Raw genomic sequence first — 18,792 nt, forward strand, 5'->3', positions numbered from 1 at the left:
CCCCCCGCCGGTGGGAACCGGTGGGGGGCCGCCCCTGCTGTGTGGGCACGCCGGGTCAGCGCCTGAGGTCGTTCCGGGCGTCGTTCCGGGTGTCATGCCTGGTGTCGTGCCGGTCGCCGTCGTGCCTGGCCGCCCGGTGGGCGGAGGCACGTGCCTTGAGGGCCGCGGCGGCACTGGCCAGACCGAGGAGGGCGATCAGACCGCCCACGATGATGTTGCTGACGATGATCCCGGCGTCGAGATCGCTGCCCATGACCCAGGGGGCCACGATCAGCCAGGCGCCGATCAGGATGAGGGCGTGGCTGAGCCCGTACATCCGGTCCGGGGCGCGGCTGAGGCCGAGAGCCAGTACGGCGACGGCGATGCCGAGGACCAGGTTGTTGACCGTCAGGTCCGGGTGCGCGTTGTGGAAGTGGAGTATCCACGGCGAGATCGCGGCGTACAGACCGGCCAGGAACACCGGCCCATCGACGAACACAACATCGCGCCCGCCCATGACGCGGGAGTAGCGCTCCCGCATTTCCCTCTCGTCGGGGTGTCCGGAAAGGTCGCCCCGCTGGCGGTGTGAGACGTCGGTCATGCGACTAAGCCTCCTTCGATCTGTCTACGGACTCTTCCAGTATGCGCGGAATGCCCCATTTGGGTAATCCGGCGGGACCTCAGTCCTTAAATCAGCGGTAAAGGATGGCCGCGTGCCTGGTCAGCGAGCTGTAATCTTGATTACATGATTACGAAGCGGAGCCGCGAGGAAGTGCGCGGCTGGATCGTGGGGCGCGTGCCCGCGTCGTGGTTCACCGAGCTGGTCGAGGTGACCACCGACCGTGAGGAGATCACGGTCATCGGCCGTGTCGCCGAGCCGGACCTCGGCCACGACGCGTCCGAGGCCGAGCGGCGGGCGGCCTGCGAGGGGCGGATCACCGAGTTCCGCGAACGCACCAGGGGCGCGCGGGTCGAGGTGGCCAGGGAGGCGGGCCTGCGCTTCGGGCGGCAGGTGTCCTGGGGGGCGGTCTGCGGCGACGAGCGCGAGCTGTTCACCCATGTCTCGGCGCCGGTGATGACACGGCTGCGGCAGTCGGAGCGCGTGGTGCTCGACACCCTCATCGCGGCCGGGGTGGCGCGCAGCCGCAGCGACGCGCTCTCGTGGTGCGTCCGGCTCGTGGAGCAGAACGCGGACGGCTGGCTCGGCGATCTGCGCGGGTCCCTCGCACATGTGGAGAAAGTGCGCGAGGAGGGTCCCGATCCCGACCGCAGCACCATGGTGATGATCCGTCCGCAGGAGCAGGCGGGCGACCTTTGAGGGACGCGCGCTACGTCGTCGGCTGTGAAGGAAGAGGTGATCCGGGGGAGTTCGCGTACGACATCCGGGCCGTCCGGGCCGTGGAACCACACATACGCTACCGTATGGTTTAACCGTACGTTACCGTAACGGCATGCCACAACAGCGGGGCCCGCGCAGCCGTCTCACCGCCGCGGACTGGGCCGAGGCGGCACTCGCCGCCATGCGTGACGGCGGGGGCCTGGCGTCGATCGCCATCGAACCCCTCGCGACACGCCTGCGGGCTACCAAGGGCAGCTTCTACTGGCATTTCGCCAACCGCGACGCGCTGATCGAGGCGGCGCTGCGCCGCTGGGAGGAGCAGCGCGTCGCCGAGGTGTCCGGCGCGGACGAGACGGGGGCGGACCCGGAGGAACGTCTACGCGCGCTGTTCATGCGGCTCGTCGAGAGCGACGACCCCACGGAGCCGGCGCTCCTCGCCCACGCCGGGCACCCGATGGTCGCGCCCGTGCTGCGCCGGGTGTCCACACACCGGCTCGACTACCTGACCGGGCTGTTCGTGGAGATGGGCGTCCCCGCCGAGGAGGCGCGGCACCGGGCGCTGCGCACATACTGCGGCTTCCTCGGGCGCGTGCAGCTCGCGTACGCCGTGCCGGAAGTCGTGCCGCGGGGGGAAGAGGAACGGCGCTACCTGGAGTCGGTCATCGAGTCGCTGCTGCCGGGCTGAGCCGGACGCCGCCAGGCCCCATGCCGCCCCGGCCCCCTCCCGTTCCCTGAAAACAGGAGGAGGCCAGGGCAGCAACCCTGTGTTCCCCGGCTGACCGCTCACCAGCCGAGACCTACGGATGCCCCCGCCTCACGAGCTGAAACACCCGCGCGTGTTGGGCCCCGCGGCCGCTGGGTACCCGGCGGGCCACCGTCCCTCCCCCGCGTCCGCCGGGGAGGGTCCAGAGGCGAGGAGGGAAGCCATGCAGCAGCGGGGCAACGACCGGCTCGGCCCGCGCCGTGACGACGAGATGAAGCACGAGCTCCAGGGCATGCTGCGCGGGGACGGCCCGACGCGCTCCGAGGAGTGGCGCGAGCCGGAGCCCGTGCCCGAGGAGGACCTGGACCTCACCGCGGGCCCGGTGCTGCCGCCCGGCTCGGCGGCGGAGGAGGAGGCGGCCGACGAGGCGTTCCGCTCCGACCTGGCCCGGCACCTGCGGCGGTCCGAGTTCCCCGCCGAGCGGGGCACGCTGCTGGCCACGCTGGACGAGGTGAGCGCCCCCGACGACCTGGTGGACAGCGTGCGGCGGCTGCCGGACGGCCGGCGGTTCGCCAACGTCCAGGAGATCGCGGCGGCGCTGGGCCGCAGGCCCGCCGCCTGAGCGGCGCGTCAGCCGGTGGGCGGCAGCACCAGCGCGTAACCGCTGTCCAGGAGACGGGGGACGCAGTACCCGAGGGCGGCGACCGTCTGCGTACGGTCGCCGCCCCCGTCGTGCGCGAGGACGATCGCTCCCGGCCGCGCCCCGTCCAGCAGGGTCCGGGAGATCGCGGTGGTGCCGGGGCGGGCCCAGTCGTCCGTGTCGAGCGACCAGCCGAGGGGCGCCATGCCCAGCTCGCGGGCGGCGCGGAGGGTGTCGGCGCTCCAGGCGCCGTAGGGGGCGCGGGCGAGTACGGGGGCGGCGCCGACGGCGCGGGCGACGGCGTCGCTGGTGCGGGCCAGCTCGTCGCGGGCGTCGGCGGGCGGGAGCCGGTCGAGGCGGGGGTGGCTCCAGGTGTGGTTGCCGATGAGGTGCCCCTCGTCGGCGATGGCGCGCAGCAGGGCGGGCTGCCATTCGGCGTTCTCGCCCGCGACGAAGAACGTGGCGCGGACGCCGTGGGCGCGCAGGACGGCCAGGATCTCGCGGGTGTACGCGGGGTGGGGGCCGTCGTCGAAGGTGAGGGCGAGGCGGCGGCCGGTGCCGGGCAGCGTCTCGGGTACGCCGTGGGCGCCGGTGCCGGTCCCCGCGCCGTCCGGCGCCGCGGCGGGGTCGTCGGCCCCGGCACTGGCGGACGCGACGAGGTGCCGGTTCAGGGCGATCAGGCCGAGCCCGGCGGCGACGCCCGCCACCAGGCGGCGCGGGGGACGCCGTGGCGGGCGCGGGCCTGATGGATCGTCGGACGAGTCATACGCCATGAGCCCACAGTTCTCACGGCGGTTGGCGCCGCGCGGGGCGTCCACACCGCTCGGCCGGGCCATCCCGCCCGTTCGGAGCAGCGGGCCCGGACCGTATACGGGGCCGCCGGGGGCCCCGGCCCACGCGCCGCACCGCACCGCACCGCACCTCAGCGCGGCGGCATCCCGAGCGCCGACTCCACCGCCGCCAGGATCTCCGTCACCCGCAGGCCGAACCGGACGTCGCACGCGTGCGGTTCCCCGGTGGCCGCCGACTCCAGCAGCGCGTCCACCGCCCGGGAGAACGCGCGCTTCACCCCGCCCGGCGGCCGCTCCGGCAGCGTCGAGACCCCGGCGGCCCCGCGCAGCTCCACCGCGACACCCGCCGCCTGCGGCGGGACGGTGTGCGAGAGCGTGAGCGAGCTGGACGCGCCCGAGACGTGCCGCAGCAGCACGTGCGTCGTGTCCCCCGGGCCGTGCGCGGCCACGACGCCCTCGGGGGCATCCTCGCCCGTGACGTCGCCGAGCGTGGGCAGCAGGACGGACAGCGCGTGCGGCCCGACGTCCCACAGCGCGCCGTGCTCCTTGCGCCACTCGGAGAACGCGTACGGCGAGTCCGAGCCGCCGAAGATGGGCGAGTACCAGTCGGCGCGGCCGGTGAGCCAGCCCTCGGTGCCCTTCTGCGCGGCCAGCCAGGCGGCCGTCTCCGGCGTGAAGCGCAGGGTGAAGAAGACGACCGAGGCGACGCCCGCGGCCCCCGCCGCGTCGGCCAGCTCGCGGGCGCCCGCGACGGTGGTGGCGGTCGGCTTGTCGAGCAGCAGGTGACAGCCGGCGCGGGCGGCCCGTACGGCGAGGGGCGCCTGCACGTCGGGCGGCAGCGCGACGGCGACGGCGTCGCAGTCGGCGAACAGCGCGTCGGCGTCCTCGTACGGCCGGGTGCCCAGTTCCTCCGCCAGCTCGGCGGCGGCCTCGGGGCGGCGGCCCCAGACGCCGGCCAGCTCGGCCCCGGGGTGCTCCGCGAGGCCGGGGCCGTGGGTGTTGCGCGCCCAGGGGCCGGTGCCGAGCAGACCGAATCTCATGGGTGACCCTTCTCCAGACGTACGCGGACGGAACGCGCGGGGGCGACCGGCCGGAGGGCCGGTCGCTGACACCCTAAGACGCCGGGCGCGCGGGAGCGGTACCGGGGGCAAACGCCGTTCACGCCGCTTTAACAACCGGGCAACTGCCGGGAAACCGCTGGTCGGGAGGGTGGACGCGGCGTGGACGCAGCGCTGTGGAGCACCCGCGAAGACCTCATGGAGGAGCACGAACCGTGAGCTACAAGGCCGAGTACATCTGGATCGACGGCACGTCGCCCACCGCGAAGCTGCGGTCCAAGACCAAGATCCTCGCCGACGGCGCCGAGCCCCCGACCTGGGGCTTCGACGGTTCGAGCACCAACCAGGCCGAGGGCCACGCGTCGGACTGCGTGCTGAAGCCGGTCGCCTCCTACCCGGACCCGATCCGCGGCGGCGACGACGTGCTGGTCCTGTGCGAGGTCTGGAACGTGGACGACACCCCGCACGTGTCGAACACCCGCGCCGCCCTGCGTCCGGTCGCCGAGCGGTTCGCGTCCCAGGAGCCGGTCTTCGGCATCGAGCAGGAGTACACGTTCTTCAAGGGCACGCGCCCCCTCGGCTTCCCGGAGAGCGGCGGCTTCCCCGCGCCGCAGGGCGGCTACTACTGCGGCGTCGGCGCGGACGAGATCTACGGCCGCGACGTCGTCGAGGCGCACCTGGAGAACTGTCTCAAGGCCGGTCTCGGCATCTCCGGCATCAACGCCGAGGTCATGCCGGGCCAGTGGGAGTTCCAGGTCGGCCCGCTGTCGCCGCTTGAGGTCTCCGACCAGCTGTGGATCGCGCGCTGGCTGCTCTACCGCACCGCCGAGGACTTCGGCGTCTCCGCCACCCTCGACCCCAAGCCGGTCAAGGGCGACTGGAACGGCGCGGGCGCCCACACCAACTTCTCCACCAAGGCCATGCGCGAGGGGTACGACGCGATCGTCGCCGCCTGCGAGTCCATGGGCAAGGACGGCAAGCCGCTGGAGCACGTCAAGAACTACGGCGCGGACGTCGAGGACCGTCTCACCGGCGCGCACGAGACCGCGCCGTGGGACCAGTACAGCTACGGCGTCTCGAACCGCGGCGCCTCGGTGCGCATCCCGTGGCAGGTCGAGCGGGACAAGAAGGGCTACATCGAGGACCGGCGGCCGAACGCCAACTGCGACCCGTACGTCGTGACGCGGCTGATCACCGACACCGTGTGCGCCGACCTGGAGGGCGCGGGCCTCGTCTGAGCCCGCGGCCCGCACCCCTCTGCACGCACATCCCCGCACGTCTCCCCGGCCCGTGGCCGCAGCTCGGGCACGGTTCCGGGGGGACACCACAGGCGCCCGCCCCACCCGGCGGGCGCCTGTGGTGTATCTGGCTACACCCCCGCCGGGCTGTCGCCCCCCGTGACCACGGCACGGCCACGCCGCAGACTTGTGGTCGGATACCGGTACACGGCGAACGACGGCACGACGGAGACGGACGGACGATGGACATGAACGGACACCGGGTACGCGATGCCCTGGAGGCGGCCTGGCGGGGATTCGTCCTGTCGCTGCTGTCGATCGTCGTCTCACTGGCGCTGTTCGTCTTCTTCGTCGTGTCGGTGGCGCTGATCCTGACGGGCATCGGCCTGTTCACGACGCCGATGGTCGTGGACGCCGTCCGCGCCCACGCCAACGTGCGGCGCGAGCTGGCGCAGCGCTGGAGCGGTCTGACGATCCCCACCGCGTACCGCCCCGAGCCCGTCTCCCGCACCGGCGGGGTCGCGCACCAGGTGGCGCGCTGCGTGGAGATGCTCAAGGACCCGGCGACCTGGCGGGACGCGGGCTGGCTGTTCGTCGACGCCGTCGCCGGATTCGTGGTCGCGCTGCTGCCGTGGGCGCTGATCGGCTACTTCCTGTGGGGCGTCGTGCTGCTGTGCGGCGTGTGGGTGCCCATCCACAACGCGGGCGGCACGTACTGGTACGCCTTCGTGCCGATCAGCAGCTGGTTCACGGCGGTGCTCGCGGCGCTGCTCGGCGTCTGCCTCCTCGGCGTGGCCCTGGCGGTCAACCCGCTGCTGGTGCGCGGCCACTTCCTCATGACGGGCGCGCTCAACGGCGCCTCCGAGAAGCAGCAGCTCGCCCGGCGCGTGGCGCGGCTCCAGGAGACGCGGCACGACGCGCTGGACAGCTCGGCCGCCGAACTGCGCCGCATCGAACGGGACCTGCACGACGGCGCGCAGGCGCGGCTGGTCGCCATGGGCATGAGCCTCGGCACGGTCGAGGCGCTGATCGAGAAGGACCCGGCGAAGGCCAAGCAGCTGCTCGCCCAGGCGCGGGAGAACTCGGCCGAGGCCCTGTCGGAGCTGCGCGACCTCGTGCGCGGCATCCACCCGCCGGTGCTGGCGGAACGCGGCCTCGGCGACGCCGCGCGGGCCCTCGCGCTGCGCATGCAGATGCCGGTGGAGGTGGACGTGGACCTGCCGGGGCGCCTGGAGGAGCCGGTCGAGTCGGCCGCGTACTTCGCGATCAGCGAGGTGCTGACCAACGCGGCGAAGCACTCGGGCGCGACCCAGGTGTGGCTGGACATCTACTACAGCGGGCCCGAGAGCGCGCTGCGCATCGCGATCACCGACAACGGGCGCGGCGGGGCGAGCCTCGACACGGGCTCGGGGCTGCGCGGCCTGGAGCGGCGGCTCGGCGCGTTCGACGGCGTGCTGGCGGTGAGCAGCCCGGAGGGCGGGCCGACCCTGGTCACCATCGAGATCCCGGCCGCCCGCGTCGAACCGGGCGCGGGCCGCCGCTGAGCCGCCCGCCGCCGGCTGACGGGCGGCGGCGTCGGCCACCGCGTTCCCCGCCGTGCACGGCGCGGAGCCGGGCGGTACGGGGACGCGACGCCGCGGCCCTGGTTCGTCGTCTTCGACGGCGACGCGTCCGCGTACTTCGGCGGCGGCATCGACACCGCCTGGTACACCGACCGCCACCACCTCCTCGTCATGACGGACGCGCACAACGTCCCGCCCGTCATCCCGGCCACCGCCCCGACCGAGGCCGAGGCGCTCGCCCGCGTACGGCTGCTCGCGGACGGCGGCGCGGCCGTGGCCAGTTCCGACTGGCACGCGCTGCCCGGCGTGCTGTCCGCCGTCGTGTCGCACGGCTGACCGCGGGGTCCCCCGGGACGGCTAAGCTGACCGCCATGCGCGTCGTCCTCGCCGAAGACCTGTTCCTGCTGCGGGACGGGCTGGTGCGGCTGCTCGAAGCCCACGACTTCCAGATCGCCGCCGCCGTGGACAACGGCCCGGCGCTCACCCGTGCCCTGGCCGAGCTGAGGCCGGACGTCGCCGTCGTCGACGTCCGGCTCCCGCCGTCGTTCACCGACGAGGGACTCCAGTGCGCGCTCCAGGCGCGCCGCGAGCAGCACGGCCTGCCGGTGCTCGTGCTCTCGCAGCACGTGGAGCAGCTGTACGCGCGGGAGTTGCTCGCCGACGGGCGCGGCGGCGTGGGCTACCTGCTGAAGGACCGCGTGTTCGACGCCGACCAGTTCGTGGACGCGGTGCGCCGCGTCGCGTCCGGCGGCACGGCGATGGACCCGCAGGTGATCCAGCAGCTGCTCGCGCAGCGCACACAGGACTCGCCGCTGGAGAAGCTGACGCCGCGCGAGATCGAGGTCATCGAGCTGATGGCGCAGGGCCGTTCGAACGCGGCGATCGCCGAGCGGCTCGTGGTGACCGAGCGCGCCGTCGCCAAGCACACGTCCAACATCTTCAGCAAGCTCGGGCTGCCGCCGTCCGACGACGACAACCGGCGCGTCCTCGCGGTCCTCGCGTACCTCGAACAGCGGTGACCCGTACGGCAGTCCGGGCCGCGCTCGTAACCTGACCGGCGGTCCGTCGTTCTGGCATTGTGTCTGCCAGCGAAGTCACCACCCCCGAAGCCGCCCCCGACGCCACCCCCGACGCCCTGGCCCTCGACCAGGCCGAGGCCGCGCTCGTCGAGCACTACCCGCGCCTCGTGCGGCTCGCCCACCTGATCCTGCCGCGCACCCTCTCCCGGCACCGGCGCGTGCTGACGGCGCACGCGCTCGCGCAGCGCGCGCTGCCGCGCGGCAAGGCGGCCGCCGACGACCCCGCGCCGGTGCCCGCGCAGCGGGTGGCGGGGCCCGCCGGGCGTGACGCGGGCTACGCGTGGCTGCGGCTGCGCGTCGTGCGCGCCGCGCTCGCCGAGGGCCGCACGACCCGCCTCGCCGGCCGCGACGTACGCCTGCCGAGGCCGCGCCCGCTGCCGCTGGTCGCCGGGCTGCGGCTCTTCCCGCGCCAGGACGGCGCGGACCCCGAGCGCGAGGTCGCGCTCGACCAGGCGCTCGCCGGTCTCGCCCCGGCGGCCCGCGCGGCGTACGCGCTGCGGCGGCTCGACGGCCTGGACGAGGCGGCGGTACGGGGGCTGCTGCGCGCGGCGGGCGTGGAGCCGGGGGACATCGGCCCGGCGCTCACCGCCGCCGCCGCGCTGGCCGCCACCCCGAACGGCAGCCTCGTCGAACCGGCCGACCCCTGCACCCTCCAGGCGCGGCCGACCGACCTGCTGCGCCGCCGCCGCGTCACCCGGAACGCGCTGATCGGCGCTGCGGCGCTGGCCGTGGTCGCGGCCACCCTGGCGTTCCTCCCCGGCGGCTGGGGCGACGACGGCGCCGCCGCCCCGCCCTACGCGCGCAACGCCGCCGCCGAGGCCGCCCTCGACCCCCAGGGTCTGCGCCGCATCCCCGACACGGTGTGGCGCCAGTCGGCGCGCACCGACTTCTCCGTGTGGCCGACGCGCGGCGACAAGGCGGGCGACACCGGTCTGCTGCGCCGCGCGCTCGCGGTCTGGGCGCGCCCAGGCGACGAGGTGGTCGTCTCGGCGACGCCGGGCACGCAGACGGGGCCGCCCCCGGGGCCGGCGCAACTGCTGTACGCGGGCGAGACATCGGGCACGTCCGTCGTGCTGCTGTACGACGGGCTGCGGCTCGTCAGGTACGCGGAGGCCGCGGGCGCGTCGAGCGGCGCGGCGCTGCTGGACTTCGCGCGGGTGGACGCGGCGGGTCCGGCGGGTTCTGCCGCCGTCGTCATCGCCAGGGGCGACGGCAACACCCGTTACCTGATGGCTCCTTGGGTCACCGGCGCGGCGACGGCCGACCTGGTGGACCCGTCGGCTGACGCGGCGCCGCTCGACGTGGACGAGGCGGGCGTGTCCGGCGCGGTGCGCACCACGGCGGGGCAGGGGCAGGAGGCGGACGCGGCGCCGCGGGACGGGCTGTGCGCCGAGTACCCGGCGCTGTCGGTGACGCTCCAGGGCAGCCCGGACCCGTACCTTTTCGCCGACCTGGGCGAGCTGGTCCCCGCGCAGCTGACGTACGGCGAGCCGGGCGGTCCCGCGCAGGCGGGCGCGTCGGACGAGGCGCGCGACCGGTGGGCCCGTACGGCGTGCCACCTGCCGCAGGTCGGCGGCGCGGGCGTGCGGTCGGTGAACCTGTGGGACTTCGCCGGGCAGACGCTGCCCGACGGCGGCGGCGAGGCGCGGTGGGTGTGCGTGCGCGCCGAGACGTGGCGCGGGGTCGGCGCGAAGACGCTGACGGAGTTCCTGGCGCCCCCGGCGCGGCCTGGCGAGCCCGGGGTGATGACGGCGAGCGCGGAGGACGCGTCGTCGTGCGGGCAGCGGCGCCCTGCGGTGCTCAGCGGCGTGCTGTGGCGTTCGCCCGCCGACGCGTGGTACCTGGTCGCGGCCGGGAGCGACGAGGTGACGTCCCTCAGGGCCGGGGGCGGGGTGACCGGCGAGGCGGACGGCCGGACGCTGACCGTGCCCGCCGAGGAGGGCGCGCAGGCGGACCTGACGGGCACGCTCGGCGAGGACGGGACGCTCGCCATGCTGGGCGGCTGACGGCGGAGCGCGTACGCACGCGGGGAGCGGGTCCCCGCGTGCGTACGGCGGCGGGTCAGCCGCGCCAGGTGCCGGTGAGCGTCACGCGGCCGCTCGCCGGGACGGTCGCCGTACGGTTGGCGCCTGTCTCCCACGTGACGCCCGCCGCGCCGTCCCGGCGGCGGATGTACTTGTACTGGAAGACCGTCCCGGCCGGGAGGTCGATGTCCGCGCGCCACACCGGGTAGCTGCCGGAGCCGAGGCGTACGGCGCGGGCCGGGTCCCAGGAGCCGAGCTGCGGGACGCCGCCGACGACGTAGACGTTCTCGCCCCACCGATGCCACGTCAGCCAGGGTTCGCCCGTCAAGGAGCGGCGTCCGGTGCGGTGCATCGCAAGGCGCCGGATCGCCCTCGTGCTGGGCGCACTCGGGTGATGCGGCAACGCAGCGAGGTTCCGTGCCGGGCGTCGCGACGGGGTGGCCCCGGCTGACGTGGCATCAGGTCTGGGCGGTGACGCCGAAGGAGGCGCCGGACGCGGTGGGTTCGGCGTCGCAGGCGCGGGCGGCGGTGTGGAGGGCGAGCGCCGTGTTCTGCCCGAGGGTCGCGGTGAAGCGCCCGGAGCCGTCCACCGTCACGGTGCGGTCGCTCTGGACGTCGCAGTACGTGCCGGCCGCGAGGGACGAGTCGAAGGTGCGGGTGAGGGACGAGCCCTCGTGGTTGATCGCCACATAGCCCTGGTCGCCGCGGCCGAAGGCGATGGCGTCGTTCCCGTTGTCCCACCAGTCGGTGACGGCCTGGCCCGCCGTGGCGTTGCGGAAGGCGACCATGCTCTCGATCTCGGGCCAGGCGTGCTGGCACGTCCAGCCGTCCTGCCAGCAGGCGTTCACCTGCCCGTCCGAGGGCGGGCCCGCGTCGTGGTCGCTGAACTCGTAGCCGGAGTGCACGTCGGGCGCGCCGTAGGGCCAGGCGAGCATGAAGACGCTGGCCAGGGTGTAGTTCGCGCCGCTGCGGTAGGTGAGGGTGGAGCCGTTGCGTTCGGTGTCGTGGTTGTCGACGAAGACGGCGGCGCCATCGCCGGGGAGGTAGCCCCAGCCCTCGCCGAAGTTGCGCAGGTAGGCGAGGTTCTCGTTCTCGAAGACGCGCTTCAGGTCGCGCCCGTAGCGGAACTCCTGCACGTCCCCGGTGCCGGTGTACTCGGTGGGCTGGACGGCCTCGCCCGCGCCGAAGATGGCCTCCTGCTTCCAGTACGGGTCGGGGCCGTCCACCAGCGCGCGGATGGCGGCGAGGTCGTCGGCGGCGATGTGTTTGGCCGCGTCCACGCGGAAGCCGGCGACGCCGAGGCTGAGCAGGTCGTTCATGTAGTCGGCGATGCGCTGGCGCACGTACTGCTTGCCGGTGTCGAGGTCGGCGAGGCCGTTGAGTTCGCAGACCTGCACGTCGTAGCGGTCCTGGTAGTCGGCGATGTCGCGGCGGCAGGTGTGGAAGTCGCCGTCGCCGTACGGAACGCCCGGGTAGGAGTACGTGTCGTACGGCGAGCCGCCGGTGCCGGTGCCCGCGCCGGTGGTGTTCGTCATGTGGTTGACCACCGTGTCCACGACGACGCCGACGCCCGCGTCTCGGCAGGTGTCCACCATGGCGCGGAACTGGTCGCGGTCGCCGAGCCTGCTGTCGATCCGGTAGCTGACGGGCTGGTACGCGGTCCACCACTGGTCGCCCTGGATCTGCTCCTGGGGCGGGGAGACCTGCACGTAGCCGTAGCCCGCCGGGCCGAGGCGGTCGGCGCACTCGCGGGCGATGGAGGGGAAGTCCCAGTTCCACAGGACGGCGGTGACATCCCGTTCGCCCGGCGGCGCGGCCCGCGCCGCCGGTGCGGTGGCGGTGAGGGAGACGACGGACCCTGCGGCGGCCAGCAGTCCGGCGAGGACGGTCCTGCTGAACCGTGCGAGGACGCCGCGGTGGTGGGGGGATCGCGGTCTTCCGCGCATGGGGGCTCCTCCGGGGCGGCTCGGCTGGAGAGGGGGGAACCGGTTCTTGCTGCAAGAGCTTGCATCGGGGACCGTAGGACCGCCCGGCGGAGCGGTCAAGGGCGCGTGCGGGGCGGGGAAAGCGGTGCGTCAGAGGGTCTGCAATGCCTTGCGGAAGGTTCTGCGCGCGCGGTGACGCGACGGCCGCCCGGGGGTCACGCTCGGCGTGCCGCCTTGGCCGTGGAACCGCGCACCACCAGCTCCGGCTGGAACACGAATTCGGTGTGCTGCACCAGGCCGCCGACCTCCTCCAGCAGGGAGCTGACGGCCGCGCTCGCCATGGCGCGCACCGGCTGGCGCAGGGTGGTGAGCGGCGGGTCGGTGAACGCGAACAGGTCCGAGTCGTCGTACCCGATCACCGACACGTCGGCCGGCACGTCGAGGCCGCGCTGCCGCACCGCGCGGATCGCGCCGAGCGCCATCATGTCGCTGCCGCAGACGACGCCGGTACAGCCCGCGTCGAGCAGCGCCACGGTGGCCGCCTGGCCGCCCTCGACGCTGAACAGAGTGTGCCGCACGAGGCCCGCGTCGCCCGTCTCGGCGAGGAAGCCCGCGACCTTGCGCTGCACGGGCACGAAGCGGCGCGGGCCCACGGCGAGCCCGATCCGCTCGTGCCCGAGGGCGCGGAGGTGCCGGACGGCGATGCGGGTGGCCGCCGCGTCGTCCGGCGAGACGAAGGGCGCGCTGACGCGCGGGTTGAAGCCGTTGATCAGGACGAACGGGACGCCCCTGCCGCTCAGCCGCGCGTAGCGTGCCGGGTCGGCGGTGGTGTCCGCGTGCAGCCCGGAGAGGAAGAGGATGCCGGTGACGCCGCGTTCGACCAGCTGGTCCACGAGTTCGTCCTCGGTCGCGCCGCCGGGCGACTGGGTGCACAGCACGGGCGTGTAGCCGTGCCCGGCGAGCACCTGCTCGATGACCTGCGCGAACGCGGGGAAGATCGGGTTGGTCAGCTCGGGGATGACGAGCCCGACCAGGCCCGCGCTGCGCTGCCGCAGCCGGACCGGCCGTTCGTACCCCAGCACGTCGAGGGCGGCGAGGACCCGCTGCCTGGTGGCGGCGGCGACGCCCGTCCTGCCGTTGAGGACACGGCTGACCGTCGCCTCGCTGACCTCCGCCTGCTGGGCGATGTCGGCGAGGCGGGCGGGCCCGGCGTGCCGCTGGTGGGGGACGCGCGCGGCGTCGGGCCCGCCGCCCTGGCTCACTCCTGCCACCAGACGGTGGTGTCCCCGGGCAGGAGTCCGGCGGAGAGCGCGTCCGTGCCGGTGACGGTGTCGGTCGCGGTGTCGTGGCCGGTGCCGCTGGCGAGGAGGGCCTTGCCGGTGGCGAGCAGGGCGGAGACGTCGGCCGGGGCCCCGCCCGTGTTCACGGCGCAGACGAACGCCGTGCCGTCGGCGGCCCGGCGGCGGAACGCGAGCACGCCCTCGGGCGCCTCCAGCCACTCCACGTCGGCGCCCGCGCCCAGCGCCGGGTGCGCGTGCCGCACGGCGAGGGCCGCGCGGTACAGCTCCAGCGTGGACGCCGGGTCGCCGGTCTGCTCCGCGACGGACAGGCCGCCCCACCCGGCCGGCTGCGGCAGCCAGCTGCCGCCGTCGCCGAAGCCGTACGAGGAGCCGTCCGGCGTCCACGGGATGGGGACGCGGCAGCCGTCGCGCAGGCCTTCCTGCCCGTCGCCCGAGCCGTCCTCGTGCGCGCCGCGCCGCAGGAACGCGGGGTCCTGCCTGGCGTCGTCGGGCAGGTCGGTGACCTCGGGCAGGCCCAGTTCCTCGCCCTGGTAGACGTACGCGGAGCCCGGCAGGGCGAGCATCAGCAGGGTCGCGGCGCGGGCGCGGGCGAGGCTGCCGCCGAGGCGCGTGCGGTGGCGTACGACGTCGTGGTTGGACAGCACCCAGGTGGTGGGGGCGCCGACCGGGCGCATGGAGTCGAGGGAGGAGTCGATGACCTCGCGCAGGGCGAGGGCGTCCCACGGGGTGTTGAGGTAGTGGAAGTTGAACGCCTGGTGCAGCTCGTCGGGGCGGACGTACAGGGCGGTGCGGCCCGCGTTGGGCGTCCACGCCTCGGCGACGCCGATGCGCCGGCCGGGGTACTCGTCGAGGATCTGGCGCCAGGAGCGGTAGATCTCGTGCACGCCGTCCTGGTCGAAGAACGGGAGGACCTGGGTGCCGAGCAGCTTGAGCTGTCCTGGGTGGCCCATGTCGGGGAGCCCGGCGGCCTTGACGAGGCCGTGGGCGACGTCGATGCGGAAGCCGTCCACGCCCATGTCGAGCCAGAAGCGCAGCAGGGAGCGGAACTCGTCGCGCACCGCCTGGTTGTCCCAGTTGAAGTCGGGCTGCTCGGGCGCGAAGAGGTGGAGGTACCACTCGCCCGGGGTGCCGTCCGGGTCGGCGACGCGGGTCCAGGCGGGGCCGCCGAAGATGGACTCCCAGTCGTTGGGCGGGGCGTCGCCCCTCTCGCCGGTGCCCGGCCGGAAGTGGTAGCGGTCGCGCAGGGGCGAGCCGGGGCCTTCGCGCAGGGCGCGCTGGAACCACTCGTGCTGGTCGGACGAGTGGTTGGGCACCAGGTCCACGATGACGCGCAGGCCGAGGTGGTGGGCGTCCCTGATGAGGGCGTCGGCGTCGTGCAGGTCGCCGAACATGGGGTCGATGGCGCGGTAGTCGGCGACGTCGTACCCGGCGTCGGCCTGCGGGGACGCGTAGAAGGGGCTCAGCCAGACGGCGTCCACGCCGAGGTCCGCCAGGTGGGGCAGGCGGGCGCGGACTCCGGCGAGGTCGCCCATGCCGTCGCCGTTGCCGTCGGCGAAGGAGCGCGGGTAGACCTGGTAGATGACGGCGTCGCGCCACCAGTCGTGGGCCTGGGGCTGGCCGGAGCCGCTGGTCGGCTGGGTGCGGTCGGCGAGGTGCTGGGTCATGTCGTCCCTGTGGGTGCTAGCTGGTCGTTCGTCGGTCGGTGCGGGGCGGTCCCGGGCCCGGAGCGCGGGTGGTGCTCCGGGCCCGGCGGTGCCTCATGCCTTGGTCGAGCCGGCGGTCAGTCCCGCTTGCAGGTGGCGCTGCGCGTAGCCGAACACGAGGGTGGCGGGTACGGCGATGAGGACGGCGGCGGCTGTCATGAGGTGCCAGTCCTGGGTGTGCTGGTTCACGAACGTCTGGAGGCCGCCGGCGAGGGTGAGGTTCTCCTCGCCGGTCATGAAGGCGGTCGCGTAGGCCACCTCGGCCCACGCGGTCACGAAGGTGTAGAAGCCGGTGACGGCGAGGCCAGGACGGGCCAGCGGCATGATGAGCCGCCAGAACGTGCCGAACGGGCCGAGGCCGTCGACGCGCCCCGACTCGTCGATGGAGACGGGGACGGTGTCGAAGAAGCCCTTCATCATCCAGGCGCAGAAGGGCACGGCGATCGTCAGGTAGGTGACGACGAGCGCGACCGGCTGGTTGAGCAGGCCGTAGCGCGACATCAGGTTGTAGAGGGGGACGATCAGCACGGCGAACGGGAACATCTGCGTGATCAGCAGGGTCCACATCAGCGGGCGCATGCCGGGGAAGCGGAAGCGGCTGAGCGCGTAGCCGGTGGTGGAGGAGATCAGCACGCCGATGACGGTCGTGACGACCACGATCAGCAGGGAGTTGCCGAACCAGGTGAGGAACTCGGTGTCGTTGATGACGTGGTCGTAGTTGCCGAGCGTGAAGTCCGAGACGATGCTCAGCGAGAACGTCTCGCTCTTCGGCTTGAACGAGGTGACCAGCAGCCAGAACGGCGGGAACACCGCGATGAACGCGGCGGCCAGCAGTCCGGCGTGCAGGCCGATCGAGGCGGCGCGGCCGCGTTCGCCGCGCCTGCGGGGCGGGCGGCCCCGCTGCCCGCCGGTGACGGCCGGCCCGGTGGGCGGGGGCCCGGCGGGGCGTGCCTGTGCCGTGTCGGTGGCCATCGTCACCACACCTCTCCCTGCTTGCGGAGCGCCTTGCGGTAGGCGATCGCGAACAGCACCAGGAGCAGCAGGATGAGGACGCCCCAGGCGGCGGAGTTCGCGAAGTCGCGGGGGCTGGAGACGAAGGCGAGCCGGAACGCCTCGGTCACCAGGATGTCGGTGGAGCCCGCCGGACCGCCCCGGGTCAGCAGGAAGATCACCGGGAACATGTTGAAGGTCCAGACGGTGCTGAGCAGGACCACCGTCATGGCGACCGGGCGGACGCCGGGCAGCGTGATGTGGGTGAAGCGCTGCCAGGCGTTCGCGCCGTCCATCTCGGCCGCCTCGTACTGCTCGGCGGGGATGGACTGGAGGGCGCCGAGCATCGCGACGAGCATGAACGGGACGCCGAGCCAGACGTTGACGCCGATGACGGCGACCTTCGCCCAGGTCGGGTCGGACAGCCACGGGACGCCGTCGATGCCCGCGTTGTCCAGGACGCCGTTGAGGATGCCGTTGCGCTCGTTGAAGAGCATGCGCCAGGCGAAGACCGACACGAAGGCGGGGATGGCCCAGGGCAGGATCAGCGCCATGCGGTAGAAGGTGCGGCCCTTGAAGGCGCGGTTCAGCATGGTGGCCAGCGTCAGGCCGAGGGTGAATGTGATGCCGACGCAGGACACCGTCCACACCACGGTCCAGCCGAGGCGGTCCCAGAAGGCGCCGTCCTGGAGGATGTCGCGGTAGTTGTCGAGGCCGACGAACTCGTACGTCGCCTCGATGTGGTTGACCCCGATCTGCCGCTCGACGTTCGCCTCGTCGGCGTCGGTGAGGGACAGCCAGATGCCGCGTACGAGGGGCCAGCCGATGATCGCGCCGATGACGGCGACGACCGGGGCGACCATGGCCCACGCGTACCAGTAGGTGTTCAGCCTGCGGCGCAGGCGGCCGGGGGGCGCGTCCGCACGGCGGCGCGGGCCGCGGGCGCTGTGCGCTTCCGCGGCTCGGGCCGGGACCGTGCTGGGCGGGGTGACGGCGTCAGCCATGGTCCGCTCCGCCTCACTGCCAGTCTTCGAGGAGGTCGCGGTAGGCCTCGCCGGTGTCGGCGGCGGCCTCGGCGGGGGACGCGGAGCCGGTCAGCATGGCCTGGACGGAGATCCGCAGCGGCTCGAACAGCGACTGGGCCTGCGGAATCCAGGGGCGCTCGTGCGCCACGTCCACGGCGGGCTTGAAGAACTGGACCATCTCGTTGGCCTGGACGGACTCCGCGTCGTAGACGGACGCGCGGGTCGGCAGGAGGCTCAGCTCCTCGGTGACGCGCTGCTGCGTGGCGGCCGAGCTCATGTAGCGGACGAACTCGAAGGACGCGTCGGCCTCGGGGGTGCCCGCGTACACGCCGTAGTTCCAGCCGCCGAGCGGGGAGGCCTGGGTCCGGCCGCCGGCCGGGACGGGGGCGACGCCGAGGTCGTCGCCGAGGGCGGCGGTGGCGTCCGCGATGGCCCAGGGGCCGTTGACCATCATGGCCACCTCGCCGTCGGCGAAGGTGGACATCATGTTCTCCCAGCCGTCGCTGACGTCGGTGATGGCGGCGCCGGAGTCGATCAGGGACTGCATGCGCGCGAAGGCCGCGACACCGGCCTCGTCGTCGATGGTGACGCGCTGGGCCTCGGCGTCCACCATGTCGCCGCCCTCGCCGTAGAGGAAGGGCAGGAACCAGTACGGGTCGTCGCCGCGCACGTACAGCGGGGTGGCGCCGACCGCGTCGAAGGCGTCGGTGGAGGCCTCGACGTCGTCGAGGGACTCGGGGACCTCGACGCCGGCCTCGTCCAGCAGCGCCCGGTTGTAGAAGAGCGCGAGGGTGTCGGTGACCTGCGGGACGGCGTACGTCTGGCCGTCGAACTGGGTGCTGGCCCAGGCGGTGGGGAGGAAGTCGTCCTCGTTCTCGACGGCCGCGGTGCCGTCCAGCGGGTAGAGGTAGCCGAGGCTGGCGAAGTCCGCGACCCAGGCGACCTCGGTGCGCATGACGTCCGGCGCCTCGTTGGCGGCGGCGGCGTTCTTGAAGCGGTTCTGCGCGTCGTCGAAGCCGACGTTCACGTAGTCGACGGTGACGCCCGGGTGCTCGTCCTCGAAGGCCTCCGCGACGGCCTGGAAGACTTCGGCCTCGGTCTCGTTGGACGTGTCCCAGAAGGTGACCGTGCCGGACAGCTCGCCGCCGGCCGAGCCGCCGCCGTCCCCGCCGCCGTCCCCGTCGTCACTGCCGCAAGCCGTTGCGGCAAGCGCCAGGGCCGCCACCACGGCCGTCGTCCCTATGCTGCGTCGCATGTGAACTCCCTCAAGCATTCCGCCCGTTTCGGGGGCATTTCCACCCTATGCGCCGCGCCGGTGCGGCGCCGGGCCGAGGAGGAACGTAACAGCGGGGCAATCTTTTGGAAAGAGCTTGCGGCAACTTTCTGCAAGGCGCCCGCCCGAGGTCCCGTTCACGCTCACGCCGTGACCTCCCCA

Annotated in this window: 17 protein-coding genes and 1 pseudogene; 8 read left to right on the top strand and 10 right to left on the bottom strand. The window is 73.7% G+C overall.

Annotation, left to right across the window (positions count from 1 at the left end):
* Positions 1–55: 55 nt before the first annotated feature.
* Positions 56–580: an SPW repeat protein gene (locus tag ACL02R_RS03170; protein ID WP_412795281.1), complete on the bottom strand. Its 525-nt coding sequence runs from the start codon at positions 578–580 to the stop codon at positions 56–58.
* A 144-nt stretch (positions 581–724) separates the two neighbouring features.
* Between ACL02R_RS03170 and ACL02R_RS03175 the strand changes: the two genes are divergently transcribed.
* From ACL02R_RS03175 to ACL02R_RS03185, 3 genes are all read left to right on the top strand, one after another.
* Positions 725–1,297 (top strand): hypothetical protein, encoded by a 573-nt coding sequence (locus ACL02R_RS03175; RefSeq protein ID WP_412795282.1) that lies wholly within the window; start codon positions 725–727, stop codon positions 1,295–1,297.
* Positions 1,298–1,430: 133 nt separating this feature from the next.
* Positions 1,431–2,003 carry a TetR/AcrR family transcriptional regulator gene (locus tag ACL02R_RS03180; RefSeq protein ID WP_412795283.1) on the top strand — a complete coding sequence of 191 codons (573 nt, stop codon included), beginning with the start codon at positions 1,431–1,433 and terminating at the stop codon, positions 2,001–2,003.
* Between the two features lie 241 nt (positions 2,004–2,244).
* Positions 2,245–2,643: a DUF2795 domain-containing protein gene (locus ACL02R_RS03185; protein WP_412795284.1), complete on the top strand. Its 399-nt coding sequence runs from the start codon at positions 2,245–2,247 to the stop codon at positions 2,641–2,643.
* An 8-nt stretch (positions 2,644–2,651) separates the two neighbouring features.
* On the opposite strand, the gene ACL02R_RS03190 is transcribed toward ACL02R_RS03185, so the two are convergent.
* Both ACL02R_RS03190 and ACL02R_RS03195 read right to left on the bottom strand, forming a co-directional pair.
* Positions 2,652–3,434: a polysaccharide deacetylase family protein gene (locus ACL02R_RS03190; protein WP_412795285.1), complete on the bottom strand. Its 783-nt coding sequence runs from the start codon at positions 3,432–3,434 to the stop codon at positions 2,652–2,654.
* Between the two features lie 149 nt (positions 3,435–3,583).
* Entirely contained in the window at positions 3,584–4,492 is a 909-nt protein-coding gene (locus ACL02R_RS03195) for a Gfo/Idh/MocA family protein (protein ID WP_412795286.1), read from the bottom strand.
* Between the two features lie 233 nt (positions 4,493–4,725).
* Here ACL02R_RS03195 and glnII point away from each other — a divergent pair, with 233 nt between their 5' ends.
* The 5 genes and pseudogenes from glnII (at position 4,726) to ACL02R_RS03220 (ending at position 10,395) form a co-directional block, all read left to right on the top strand.
* Positions 4,726–5,748, top strand: a complete 1,023-nt coding sequence (glnII, locus tag ACL02R_RS03200; protein WP_412795287.1) for a glutamine synthetase — start codon at positions 4,726–4,728, stop codon at positions 5,746–5,748.
* 248 nt (positions 5,749–5,996) lie between these two features.
* Positions 5,997–7,292, top strand: coding sequence for a sensor histidine kinase (locus ACL02R_RS03205; RefSeq protein ID WP_412795288.1), 1,296 nt, complete (start codon positions 5,997–5,999; stop codon positions 7,290–7,292).
* Positions 7,293–7,326: 34 nt separating this feature from the next.
* Positions 7,327–7,646, top strand: a pseudogene (locus tag ACL02R_RS03210) (hypothetical protein); the annotation flags it as partial.
* A gap of 35 nt (positions 7,647–7,681) precedes the next feature.
* Positions 7,682–8,329: a LuxR C-terminal-related transcriptional regulator gene (locus ACL02R_RS03215; protein WP_412795289.1), complete on the top strand. Its 648-nt coding sequence runs from the start codon at positions 7,682–7,684 to the stop codon at positions 8,327–8,329.
* Positions 8,330–8,388: 59 nt separating this feature from the next.
* On the top strand, positions 8,389–10,395 hold the full coding sequence (locus ACL02R_RS03220) for a hypothetical protein (protein ID WP_412795290.1): 2,007 nt from the start codon (positions 8,389–8,391) through the stop codon (positions 10,393–10,395).
* 55 nt (positions 10,396–10,450) lie between these two features.
* Here the strand turns inward: ACL02R_RS03220 and ACL02R_RS03225 are convergent, their stop codons facing one another.
* From ACL02R_RS03225 to ACL02R_RS03255, 7 genes are all read right to left on the bottom strand, one after another.
* A complete protein-coding gene (locus ACL02R_RS03225) occupies positions 10,451–10,741 on the bottom strand; it encodes a carbohydrate-binding module family 20 domain-containing protein (protein ID WP_412795291.1) in 291 nt (96 codons plus the stop codon).
* A gap of 130 nt (positions 10,742–10,871) precedes the next feature.
* Entirely contained in the window at positions 10,872–12,359 is a 1,488-nt protein-coding gene (locus tag ACL02R_RS03230; protein WP_412795292.1) for an alpha-amylase, read from the bottom strand.
* A gap of 194 nt (positions 12,360–12,553) precedes the next feature.
* On the bottom strand, positions 12,554–13,600 hold the full coding sequence (locus tag ACL02R_RS03235) for a LacI family DNA-binding transcriptional regulator (RefSeq protein ID WP_412795429.1): 1,047 nt from the start codon (positions 13,598–13,600) through the stop codon (positions 12,554–12,556).
* Complete coding sequence (locus tag ACL02R_RS03240) at positions 13,597–15,303, bottom strand: glycoside hydrolase family 13 protein (protein WP_412795293.1); 1,707 nt, start codon at positions 15,301–15,303, stop codon at positions 13,597–13,599. Before ACL02R_RS03240 ends, ACL02R_RS03235 begins: the two co-directional genes overlap by 4 nt.
* 93 nt (positions 15,304–15,396) lie before the next feature.
* Positions 15,397–16,314, bottom strand: a complete 918-nt coding sequence (locus tag ACL02R_RS03245) for a sugar ABC transporter permease (RefSeq protein ID WP_412795294.1) — start codon at positions 16,312–16,314, stop codon at positions 15,397–15,399.
* A 2-nt stretch (positions 16,315–16,316) separates the two neighbouring features.
* Entirely contained in the window at positions 16,317–17,336 is a 1,020-nt protein-coding gene (locus ACL02R_RS03250; protein WP_412795295.1) for a carbohydrate ABC transporter permease, read from the bottom strand.
* Positions 17,337–17,349: 13 nt separating this feature from the next.
* Positions 17,350–18,612, bottom strand: a complete 1,263-nt coding sequence (locus ACL02R_RS03255) for an extracellular solute-binding protein (RefSeq protein WP_412795296.1) — start codon at positions 18,610–18,612, stop codon at positions 17,350–17,352.
* Positions 18,613–18,792 lie beyond the last annotated feature (180 nt).

Source organism: Streptomyces sp. MS19 (genome assembly GCF_047200595.1).
Taxonomy (GTDB): Bacteria; Actinomycetota; Actinomycetes; order Streptomycetales; family Streptomycetaceae; genus Streptomyces.

Bases quoted from the DNA above. Each gene is read 5' to 3' on its own strand.
- ACL02R_RS03185 (WP_412795284.1), top strand. From the start codon at position 2,245: ATGCAGCAGCGGGGCAACGACCGGCTCGGCCCGCGCCGTGACGACGAG.
- ACL02R_RS03255 (WP_412795296.1), bottom strand. From the start codon at position 18,612: ATGCGACGCAGCATAGGGACGACGGCCGTGGTGGCGGCCCTGGCGCTT.
- ACL02R_RS03195 (WP_412795286.1), bottom strand. From the start codon at position 4,492: ATGAGATTCGGTCTGCTCGGCACCGGCCCCTGGGCGCGCAACACCCAC.
- ACL02R_RS03245 (WP_412795294.1), bottom strand. From the start codon at position 16,314: ATGGCCACCGACACGGCACAGGCACGCCCCGCCGGGCCCCCGCCCACC.
- ACL02R_RS03250 (WP_412795295.1), bottom strand. From the start codon at position 17,336: ATGGCTGACGCCGTCACCCCGCCCAGCACGGTCCCGGCCCGAGCCGCG.
- ACL02R_RS03205 (WP_412795288.1), top strand. From the start codon at position 5,997: ATGAACGGACACCGGGTACGCGATGCCCTGGAGGCGGCCTGGCGGGGA.
- ACL02R_RS03230 (WP_412795292.1), bottom strand. From the start codon at position 12,359: ATGCGCGGAAGACCGCGATCCCCCCACCACCGCGGCGTCCTCGCACGG.
- ACL02R_RS03170 (WP_412795281.1), bottom strand. From the start codon at position 580: ATGACCGACGTCTCACACCGCCAGCGGGGCGACCTTTCCGGACACCCC.
- ACL02R_RS03190 (WP_412795285.1), bottom strand. From the start codon at position 3,434: ATGGCGTATGACTCGTCCGACGATCCATCAGGCCCGCGCCCGCCACGG.
- ACL02R_RS03215 (WP_412795289.1), top strand. From the start codon at position 7,682: ATGCGCGTCGTCCTCGCCGAAGACCTGTTCCTGCTGCGGGACGGGCTG.
- ACL02R_RS03175 (WP_412795282.1), top strand. From the start codon at position 725: ATGATTACGAAGCGGAGCCGCGAGGAAGTGCGCGGCTGGATCGTGGGG.
- ACL02R_RS03240 (WP_412795293.1), bottom strand. From the start codon at position 15,303: ATGACCCAGCACCTCGCCGACCGCACCCAGCCGACCAGCGGCTCCGGC.
- ACL02R_RS03180 (WP_412795283.1), top strand. From the start codon at position 1,431: ATGCCACAACAGCGGGGCCCGCGCAGCCGTCTCACCGCCGCGGACTGG.